Annotated in this window: 10 protein-coding genes; 7 read left to right on the top strand and 3 right to left on the bottom strand. The window is 66.2% G+C overall.

The window, feature by feature from the left end; genetic code table 11:
- Nucleotides 1-43: 43 nt before the first annotated feature.
- The 7 genes from ligK to B0E41_RS00585 all read left to right on the top strand — a co-directional run bounded on the left by ligK (nt 44) and on the right by B0E41_RS00585 (nt 6310).
- On the top strand, nt 44-727 hold the full coding sequence (gene ligK, locus B0E41_RS00615) for a 4-carboxy-4-hydroxy-2-oxoadipate aldolase/oxaloacetate decarboxylase (protein WP_077327625.1): 684 nt from the start codon (nt 44-46) through the stop codon (nt 725-727).
- Nucleotides 728-748: 21 nt separating this feature from the next.
- Entirely contained in the window at nt 749-1681 is a 933-nt protein-coding gene (locus tag B0E41_RS00610; RefSeq protein ID WP_077327632.1) for an amidohydrolase family protein, read from the top strand.
- 1 nt (nt 1682) lies between these two features.
- Nucleotides 1683-2120 carry a protocatechuate 4,5-dioxygenase subunit alpha gene (ligA, locus tag B0E41_RS00605; RefSeq protein ID WP_077327623.1) on the top strand — a complete coding sequence of 146 codons (438 nt, stop codon included), beginning with the start codon at nt 1683-1685 and terminating at the stop codon, nt 2118-2120.
- Nucleotides 2121-2122: 2 nt separating this feature from the next.
- A complete protein-coding gene (locus tag B0E41_RS00600) occupies nt 2123-3001 on the top strand; it encodes a class III extradiol dioxygenase subunit beta (protein ID WP_077327620.1) in 879 nt (292 codons plus the stop codon).
- 121 nt (nt 3002-3122) lie between these two features.
- On the top strand, nt 3123-4076 hold the full coding sequence (locus B0E41_RS00595) for a Gfo/Idh/MocA family oxidoreductase (protein ID WP_077327617.1): 954 nt from the start codon (nt 3123-3125) through the stop codon (nt 4074-4076).
- 136 nt (nt 4077-4212) lie between these two features.
- Nucleotides 4213-5217, top strand: coding sequence for an aldo/keto reductase (locus B0E41_RS00590; RefSeq protein ID WP_077327614.1), 1005 nt, complete (start codon nt 4213-4215; stop codon nt 5215-5217).
- A 28-nt stretch (nt 5218-5245) separates the two neighbouring features.
- Nucleotides 5246-6310 (top strand): Gfo/Idh/MocA family oxidoreductase, encoded by a 1065-nt coding sequence (locus tag B0E41_RS00585; protein ID WP_077327611.1) that lies wholly within the window; start codon nt 5246-5248, stop codon nt 6308-6310.
- A gap of 18 nt (nt 6311-6328) precedes the next feature.
- On the opposite strand, the gene B0E41_RS00580 is transcribed toward B0E41_RS00585, so the two are convergent.
- The 3 genes from B0E41_RS00580 to B0E41_RS00570 all read right to left on the bottom strand — a co-directional run.
- The gene (locus B0E41_RS00580) at nt 6329-7705 is read right to left on the bottom strand and encodes an esterase-like activity of phytase family protein (protein ID WP_077327608.1); all 1377 of its coding nucleotides are present in this window, start codon (nt 7703-7705) and stop codon (nt 6329-6331) included.
- Nucleotides 7706-7842: 137 nt separating this feature from the next.
- Nucleotides 7843-8211, bottom strand: coding sequence for a hydroxyisourate hydrolase (locus B0E41_RS00575; RefSeq protein ID WP_077327606.1), 369 nt, complete (start codon nt 8209-8211; stop codon nt 7843-7845).
- 7 nt (nt 8212-8218) lie between these two features.
- The coding region (locus B0E41_RS00570) for a tripartite tricarboxylate transporter substrate binding protein (protein WP_363349978.1) at nt 8219-9196 on the bottom strand (978 nt) is incomplete at its 5' end.

The following is a 9196-nucleotide window of genomic DNA, read 5'->3' as shown; positions in this document are numbered from 1 at the left end:
CCCCCAGAGGGGGAGGGCTTCATACCAACTCAGGAGAAAAACCATGTACCAACTCGGCGTCGTTTACCGCAACATCACCCGTGCCGACCGCGCAGCGGCCGACGGCCTGGCCGCGCTCGGCTCGGCCACCGTGCACGAAGCCATGGGCCGCGTCGGCTTGCTCAAGCCCTACATGCGCCCGATCCAGACCGGCGTGCAGGTCTCTGGCACGGCCATCACCGTGCTGCTGCAGCCCGGTGACAACTGGATGATGCATGTGGCCGCAGAGCAGATCCAGCCCGGCGACATCGTGGTCGCGGCCGTCACGGCCGAGTGCACCGACGGCTATTTCGGCGACCTGCTGGCCACCAGTTTTCAGGCGCGCGGTGCCCGCGGCCTGATCATCGACGCCGGTGTGCGCGATGTGAAGACACTCAAGGAAATGAACTTCCCCGTCTGGTCCAAGGCCATCAGCAGCAAGGGCACCATCAAGGCCACGCTGGGCTCGGTGAACATCCCCATTGTGTGCGCCGGCATGCTGGTCACGCCCGGCGACGTGATCGTGGCCGACGACGACGGCGTGGTCTGCGTGCCAGCGGCGCGTGCGGCAGAGACGCTGGCGGCGGCGATCAAGCGCGAGAGCTTCGAGGGCGAAAAGCGCGACAAGCTGGCCAGCGGTGTGCTGGGGCTGGACATGTACAAGATGCGCGAGCCTTTGGCCGCCGCCGGCCTGAAATACATCGACTGAGGACACGACATGAGCAAACCCATGGACAAACCCACGTCGGGTGACTTCACCAAAACCCCTGGCTGGATGGACTGGTACACCGGCCCGTCCAAGCCGACATTCCAGTTGCCTGCCGGCGCCGTGGACGCACATTGCCACGTGTTCGGACCGGGGGGCGAGTTCCCCTACGCGCCCGAGCGCAAGTACACGCCCTGCGACGCGAGCAAGCACCAGCTGTACGCACTGCGCGACCACCTCGGCTTCGCCCGCAACGTGGTGGTGCAGGCCACCTGCCATGGCGCCGACAACCGCGCCATGGTCGACGCGCTGGTCAGCAGCGGCGGCAAGGCGCGTGGTGTGGCCACGGTCAAGCGCTCGGTGACGGAGGAAGAGCTGCAGGCGCTGCACGCTGCCGGTGTGCGCGGCGTGCGTTTCAACTTTGTCAAGCGCCTAGTCGACTTCACGCCCAAGGACGAGCTGCTGGAGATCGCCGGCCGCATCCACAAGCTGGGCTGGCACGTGGTCATTTACTTCGAGGCGGTGGACCTGCCCGAGCTGTGGGACTTCTTCACCGCGCTGCCCACCACGGTGGTGGTCGACCACATGGGCCGACCCGATGTGTCGCTGCCGGTGGACGGCCCGCAGTTCGCGCTGTTCGAGAAGTTCATGCGCGAGCACAGCAACGTGTGGAGCAAGGTGAGCTGTCCCGAGCGCCTGAGCGTGACCGGCCCCAAGGCGCTGAACGGGGAGCAGAACGCGTACTCCGACGTGATCCCGTTCGCCAAGCGCATCGTCGAGCAGTTCCCCGACCGCGTGCTCTGGGGCACCGACTGGCCACACCCCAACCTGAAAGACCACATGCCCGACGACGGCTTGCTGGTGGACTTCATCCCGCACATCGCGCCCACCGCCGAGCTGCAGCAGAAGCTGCTGGTGACGAACCCGATGCGTCTCTATTGGCCCGAGGAGGTCTGACATGTCACTGAACAAACCCTACCTGGACGTGCCCGGCACGATCATCTTCGACGCTGAGCAGTCACGCAAAGGCTTCTGGCTCAACCAGTTCTGCATGTCGCTCATGAAGGCAGAGAACCGCGAGAAGTTCAAGGCCGACGAGCGCGCCTACCTCGACGAATGGGCGATGACCGAAGAGCAGAAGCAGGCCGTGCTCGCGCGCGATCTCAACTGGTGCATGCGCACCGGCGGCAACATCTACTTCCTGGCCAAGATCGGCGCCACCGACGGAAAGAGCTTCCAGCAGATGGCGGGCTCTATGACCGGCATGACCGAAGAGGAATACCGCAACATGATGATCAAGGGCGGCCGCTCGGTCGAAGGCAACCGCGTCGTGGGCGAAGACGGTGACGCGCAGTCGCACCGCCAGCCCCAGGGCGCCGCAGGAAAGAAAGTCTGAACATGGCCAAAATCACCGCATCCGTTTTCACCTCCCACGTGCCCGCCATCGGCGCGGCCATGGACCTGGGCAAGACGAAAGAGGACTACTGGAAACCGCTGTTCGCGGGCTACGACTTCTCCAAGCAGTGGATGAAGGACAACAAGCCCGACGTCGTCTTCCTGGTCTTCAACGACCACGCCACCGCCTTCAGTCTGGAGATGATTCCCACCTTCGCCATCGGCACGGCGGCCGAGTACCAGCCGGCCGACGAGGGCTGGGGCCCGCGCCCGGTGCCCAAGGTGATCGGCCACCCCGACCTGGCCTCGCACATCGCGCAGTCGGTCATCCAGCAGGACTTCGACCTCACCATCGTCAACAAGATGGACGTTGACCACGGCCTGACCGTGCCGCTGTCGCTGATGTGCGGCGAACTCGACCCGAAGACCGACGCCTGGCCCTGCCCGGTGATCCCGTTCGCGGTCAACGTGGTGCAGTACCCGGTGCCATCGGGCAAGCGCTGCTTCATGCTCGGTCAGGCCATCCGCAAGGCGGTGGAAAGCTATGACGACGATCTGAACGTCCACATCTGGGGCACGGGCGGCATGAGCCACCAGCTGCAGGGCGCACGCGCCGGCCTGATCAACCGCGAGTGGGACAACGCCTGGCTCGACCAGATGATCGCCGACCCCGTGGGCTGCGCCGACACACCGCACATCGACTACGTGCGAGAAGCCGGCAGCGAGGGCATCGAACTCGTGATGTGGCTGATCGCCCGCGGCGCCATGTCCGACATCGTCGATGGCAAGGTGCAGGGGCCGGCTCCGACGGTCAAGCACCGCTTCTACCATGTGCCCGCATCGAACACCGCTGTGGGCCATCTGATCCTCGAGAACGCGTGACTTGCCCCCTCTCCCGCTCGCGGGAGAGGGCCGGGGTGAGGGTGCTACCGCAGCAAGAGCCCTCACCCTAACCCTCTCCCCAAGGGGAGAGGGGACCAACCCCCTCATTCGGAGAAACACCATGACCATCAAAGTAGCCCTCGCCGGCGCCGGCGCCTTCGGCATCAAACACCTCGACGGCATCAAGAACATTGACGGCGTTGAAGTCGTGTCGCTCATCAGCCGCGACCTGGAAAAGACCAAAGAGGTCGCCGACAAGTACGGCATCCAGCACGTCACCACCGACCTAGCTGACAGCCTGGCGATGAAAGAAGTCGACGCCGTCATCCTCTGCACTCCCACGCAGATGCACGCCGAGCAGACGCTCGCTTGCCTGAAGGCCGGCAAACACGTGCAGGTGGAGATTCCGCTGGCCGACAGCCTCAAGGGTGCTGAAGAAGTGGTGGCCCTGCAGAAGCAGACCGGGCTGGTCGCGATGTGCGGCCACACCCGCCGCTTCAACCCCAGCCACCAGTACGTGAACAATGAGATCACGGCGGGCCGGTTCAACATCCAGCAGATGGATGTGCAGACCTACTTCTTCCGCCGCACCAACACCAACGCGCTGGGCCAGGCCCGCAGCTGGACCGACCACCTGCTGTGGCACCACGCCGCCCACACCGTGGACCTGTTCGCCTACCAGTGCAACAGCCCCATCGTGATGGCCAACGCCATCCAGGGCCCGATCCACCCCGCGCTGGGCATCGCGATGGACATGAGCATCCAGCTGAAAGCCGCCAACGGCGCCATCTGCACGCTGAGCCTCTCGTTCAACAACGACGGCCCGCTCGGCACCTTCTTCCGCTACATCGGCGACACCGCGACCTACCTCGCGCGCTACGACGACCTGTTCACCGGCAAGGAAGAAAAGATCGACGTGTCGAAAGTGGCGGTGTCCATGAACGGCATCGAGCTGCAAGACCGCGAGTTCTTCGCTGCGATCAAGGAAGGGCGCGAGCCGAACTCCAGCGTGGGCAAGGTGTTCAACTGCTACCAGGTGCTGCACAACCTTGAGCAGCAACTGAACGCAGCCTGAGCGCATTCACTCCCTCTCCCTCTGGGAGAGGGCAGGGGTGAGGGCTCTGCGCACTCTACAAGCACAATGGGTCAGCACCATCTCAGTACCGCGCTGAATGGTCTGGCTTTTTTTTCTTGATGCAAGGAATCGAAACATGCAACAACGCCAACTCGGTCCCTTCCCTGTCTCAGCCATCGGCCTGGGCTGCATGAACATCTGCCACGCCTACGGCGCCCCGGTCTCCGAACAGCAGGCCGAGCGCGTGCTGCTGGCCGCGCTCGATGCGGGTGTCACCCACTTCGACACGGCGGCGCTCTACGGCTTCGGCGCGAGCGAAACGCTGGTGGGAAAATACATTTCGAAGCACCGCTCGAAATTCACGGTGGCCAGCAAGTGCGGCATGCAAGGCGTGCCCAACGCTGACGGCGTGAAGGTGCGCGTGATCGACGGCCGGCCCGACACGATCAAGGCCACCTGCGAAGCCGCGTTGAAGCGCCTGCAGACCGACGTGATCGACCTTTACTACCTGCACCGCTGGGACAAGCAGGTGCCGATCGAAGAGAGCGTGGGCGCGCTGGGCGATCTGGTGCGCTCGGGCAAGATCCGCAGCGTGGGCCTCTCCGAAGTCTCGGCGACGACGCTGCGCAAGGCGCACGCCGAACACCCCATCGCCGCACTGCAGACCGAGTACTCGCTGTGGACGCGCAACCCCGAGATCGCGGTGTTGCAGGCCTGCCGCGAGCTGGGTGTGAGCTTCGTGGCGTTCAGCCCGGTGGCGCGTGGGTTCCTGTGTGGCGAGCTGGATGTGAGCGCCTTCGACGCGAAAGACATCCGCCGCGCCATGCCGCGCTTCGCGCCCGACCACTACGCCGCCAACCGCCAGCTGCTGCCGGGTTTTCTGGCCATCGCCAGCGAGGTGGGCTGCACGCCGTCGCAGCTCGCCATCGCCTGGTTGCTGCACCAGGGCGATGACATCCTGCCCATCCCCGGCACCACCAGCGTGGAGCACCTTCACGACGATCTGGGCGCGGTGGAGGTGAGTCTGTCCGCCGACGTGATCGCGCGCCTGGACGCCCACATCAACCAGCACACGGTGGTGGGCAACCGCTACAGCGCGCAGGGCAACAGCGAGGTGGACACCGAGGTGTTCGCCGCGTGATCGCCACCACGCCAAAGAGATCACACCCATGAAGAAGCCTGCCTCTGCCCGCTCCAGCCGTGCCGCCACCCCGCCGCTGCGCATCGGCGTGCTCGGTGTCGCCAACATCGCCAAGCAGTTCGTGCGCGACGTGCGGCCCAGCCGCGCGGTGAGCGTCGTCGCCGTGGCCAGTCGCAGCGAAGAGAACGCGCGCGCCTTCGCCGCGGCACAGGGCGTTGCCCGCTGGCACGGCAGTTACGAAGCCCTGCTGGCCGACCCCGAGGTCGATGCGATCTACCTGCCGCTGCCCAACAGCCTGCATGCCGAGTGGGCGATGGCCGCGGCGCGCCACGGCAAACACGTGTTGTGTGAGAAGCCGCTGGCGCTGGGGGTGATGCAGGTGCAGGCGATGCTGGACGCCGCGCGCCAGCACGGCGTGATGCTGCTGGAGGGCTACCCCTGGTGGTTCCAGCCGCAGACCGGCGACATGCTGGCCCTGCTGCACAGCGGCGCCATCGGCGAGGTGCGGAGCGTGCAGGCCAGCTTCGGTTTCACGCTGGGCAACCCGCAGGCCAACATCCGCATGAAGCCCGAGCTGGGCGGCGGTGCGCTGCTGGATGCCGGCAGCTACGTCACCAGCCTGATCCGTCTCGTCATGGGCGAGGCGCCGAAAAGCGTGATCGCGCACGCCACCTGGGCCGACAGCGGTGTGGACATCAGCCTCATGGCCACACTCACCTTTGCCGATGGCCGGCGCGCCCAGCTCTCTTGCGCCATGGATGCGGCCAACCACCGGCGCGCCACCATCATGGGCACGCAGGGCACGATCGAAACCGAGTACCTCAACCACACCAGCGACGCGCCGGGCCACCCCTGGGGCTACCTGCCCAGCCAGCTGCGCGTGCGACGCGGCACCGCCAATTCGGTGCCGTTCGAAGAGATCCGTTCGCCCAGCGGCAGCGGTTTCCGCTTCTGCGCCGAGGCGTTCGCACAGGTGGTGGCCGCGAAAGACTTCACCGCCGTGGAGCGCGCCGCCCAGGCCAGCCTGGACATCGCGGCCACGCTGGAGGCCCTGGCGCTCAGCGCGCGCGAGGGTCACGCGGTCGAACTCTAAACGCCTGAACGCGGGGATTCAGCGGGCGCTGAGAAAGTCCCCCACCTCGAGCAACATCAGCTCGTTGTCGTCGGCCTTGTTCGGCTCGCGGCTGCTGGAGAACGGCAGGTTGTTGTCGTTGCCGACCACGATGTGCGTCGCGTCCACCACGTCCACGTTTTCGATGGTGAAGAAGGGGAAGGCCAGCACGCCGTTGGTCAAGGGCTTGCGCGAGAGCTTGTTGGGGTCGGCGATGGCCATCAGGTCGATGTGGCCGATCTTGCGCAGCGGGCCGCCCACGTTGGCATCAGTCAGTTCAACCTTCACCACGCGCTTGAACTTCGCCAGGTCGTGGAAGCAGTCGGTGCGCTTCTGGCCTTCGGGGCAGGCCTTGTCGGCCGTGCCTTCGCCGTTGTCGCGCTCGATGATCAGGCCGGTGGTGGCGTCGATCATGTTGAAGTCGCCGATGGCGTGGTGGTTGGCGTCGAGCACGTATTTCCAGTGGCGGCCGGTCCACTGTTCGGTCTTCACGTCGAACTCCAGCACGCGCAGGAACTGCTTGCCGTCCAGCGCTTCGGGCGCTTTGGTGGCTTCGTCCCACAGCGCGCCTTCGAGCAGGGCGTAGAGTTTGCTGCCATCGGGCGATGAGGCCAGGCCCTCGTAGCCCTTGGAACGGCGCGACTGGAACTTCAGCTCGCCGTTGGGCGCGCCCGGCGTGATGACCGACGGGTGGTCGGGCGAGATGATGGTCTTGCCGTCCACCTTCGTTTCATGGACGGCCCGTACCCGGCCCTTCATGTCGGCCTTGATGAGGTACGGGCCAAACTCGTCGCCGATCCAGAAATGCCCGCCCGCGATCTGGAAGCCTTCGGTGTCGAAATCGGAGCCGGTGAGGTAGCGCTGCTTGGTGCCTTCGTGGACGATGCGGAACGGCACCTTCTTGTCGGGGTCGTGCAGGAACACGGTTTCCAGGCGCTTGAACTGGCCGCTCTTGAAGTCCACCGTGTAGCGGTTGAGGAACAGCGCGAAGTCGGGCGAGTTGGCCTTGGAACCGGCGCCATTGTCGGTGAGCAGCCAGAAGCTGCTGTCGGCCAGGCGCTTGATGCCCGAATGGCCCTGCACCGGCTGGCCCTTGAAGGGCAGCGACACGCCGGTGGGGCGGCCGGCGGACTTGCCTTCAACGCCCCCGATCTTCTCGACCCGCTGGCCGGTGGTGAATTTGCCGCTGACCTGCAGATCGGCCGGCGCGTCTTTGGGCGCGGCAATGAAGGTCTGCGCCGGCAGGATGGCGTGGCCCGTGAGCGTGGCGGGGAAGGCGGTCTGGGCCTGGGCTTGCAGCGGCAGGCTGGCGAGGGCGAGCAGGGTGGCGCTCAGGCTGAGGCGCAAGCTCGGGAATGGGACGGGGGATCGGCGCATGGTCGGGGCTCTCGGTCGGCGGTGGTGGGGAGCGCCTGCAACGGTGCAGGCGGCCGCGCCACTGTGCCGCGCGTGTTTGACGCGACGGCGACGGTCCCGTGGCAACGCCATGACAGGCGCTGTCGAACCCTTGCCCTTCAAGCTCCCCCGCGAAACAGCGAAAAGCCCCAGGCCGTGAACTTGAAAGGCAGGTGGTAGTGCTGCGCGATGTCGGCGATGTGGAAGCGGTAGGGCACCACCTCCAGAAACGCCGGCTCGGGCACGGCCGCGCCCTGGCTGCGGTAGAAGGCGCCCACCTCGAACCGCACCTCGTAACCCCCGGCCGTGATGGCCCCGCTCATCAGCGCCGGGTGGGCGAGCAGGCCGTTGCCGCCCACGGTGCCTTCGGCAATCAGCGGACCTTGCGGCAGGCCGTCCGGCCCCAGGCGCTGCAGCGCCACGCGCAGGCCTGCCGCGACGCGGCCGCTGGCCACGTCCACACAGTGAATGGAGAGTCCGCCGCTCATGGGGCGCTCAGTTCAGCCGCGCGCCCGAGGCCTTAACCTCCGGCGCCCACTCGGTGACCTGGTCGCTCACGAACTTCGTGAACTCGGCCGGGCTCATCTTCTCCACCGCGACACCCAGATCGGCCAGGCGCTTGGCCACGTCGGGCCGCGACACCACCTCGCCCACGGCGGCGTTCACCTTGTCCACCACGTCTTTCGGCGTGCCGGCCGGGGCCGAGATGCCGAGGAAGTTTTCGGCCAGCAACTTGGGGTAGCCGGCCTCGACCACGGACGGGACGTTGGGCGACATCGGCGCACGGGCCCGCGAGGTCACCGCGATGCCGACCAGCTTGCCGTCTCTCATGTAGGGCACGTTCTGCGTCAGCGTGTCCACCGCGAACTGCAGCTGGCCGCCGAGCAGGTCGGTGTGCATGGGCGACGAGCCCTTGTAGGGCACGTGCTCCATCTTCAGCTTGTACTGGTTCTTGAACATCTCGCCCACGATGTGGCCGATGGAGCCCACGCCGCCGCTGCCGTAGTTGACGGGTGTCGTCTGCGCGCTGATCCACTTCACCAGCTCGGGCATGGTTTTGGCCGGCACCGAGGGGTGCACCACGAACACGTTGGGCACCGAGCCGATGTGCGCGATGTGCGTGAAGCTCTTCACCGGGTCGTAGGGCGCCTTGTCCATCATGAAGGGCGAGATGCTCATGGGCGCGGTGTTCGACAGCAGCAGGGTGTAGCCATCGGGCGCGGCCTTGGCCACCTCGTTGGCACCGATGGTGCTGCCCGCACCGGGCTTGTTTTCGACGATCACGGTCTGGCCCAGCTTGTCCTGCAGACCGGGCTGCAACAGGCGCGCCACGATGTCGGACGAGCCGCCCGGCGCGAAGGTGACGATGATCTTGATGGGCTTGGTCGGCCAGGCCTGGGCGTGCGCGGTGGCTGCCGCGAAGGGCAGCAGGGCGCTGGCGGCGAGGAGGATGCGGCGGGTGGGTGTCATGGC

It is taken from the genome of Hydrogenophaga sp. A37, assembly GCF_002001205.1.
Taxonomy (GTDB): Bacteria; Pseudomonadota; Gammaproteobacteria; order Burkholderiales; family Burkholderiaceae_C; genus Hydrogenophaga.
The sequence above is the reverse complement of the archived record's forward strand: the minus strand, read 5'-3'. Positions and strand labels throughout refer to the sequence as shown.

Coding starts and splice junctions, on each gene's coding strand:
- B0E41_RS00585 (WP_077327611.1), top strand. CDS start 5,246: ATGAAGAAGCCTGCCTCTGCCCGCTCCAGCCGTGCCGCCACCCCGCCG.
- B0E41_RS00600 (WP_077327620.1), top strand. CDS start 2,123: ATGGCCAAAATCACCGCATCCGTTTTCACCTCCCACGTGCCCGCCATC.
- ligA (WP_077327623.1), top strand. CDS start 1,683: ATGTCACTGAACAAACCCTACCTGGACGTGCCCGGCACGATCATCTTC.
- B0E41_RS00595 (WP_077327617.1), top strand. CDS start 3,123: ATGACCATCAAAGTAGCCCTCGCCGGCGCCGGCGCCTTCGGCATCAAA.
- B0E41_RS00610 (WP_077327632.1), top strand. CDS start 749: ATGGACAAACCCACGTCGGGTGACTTCACCAAAACCCCTGGCTGGATG.
- B0E41_RS00575 (WP_077327606.1), bottom strand. CDS start 8,211: ATGAGCGGCGGACTCTCCATTCACTGTGTGGACGTGGCCAGCGGCCGC.
- ligK (WP_077327625.1), top strand. CDS start 44: ATGTACCAACTCGGCGTCGTTTACCGCAACATCACCCGTGCCGACCGC.
- B0E41_RS00590 (WP_077327614.1), top strand. CDS start 4,213: ATGCAACAACGCCAACTCGGTCCCTTCCCTGTCTCAGCCATCGGCCTG.
- B0E41_RS00580 (WP_077327608.1), bottom strand. CDS start 7,705: ATGCGCCGATCCCCCGTCCCATTCCCGAGCTTGCGCCTCAGCCTGAGC.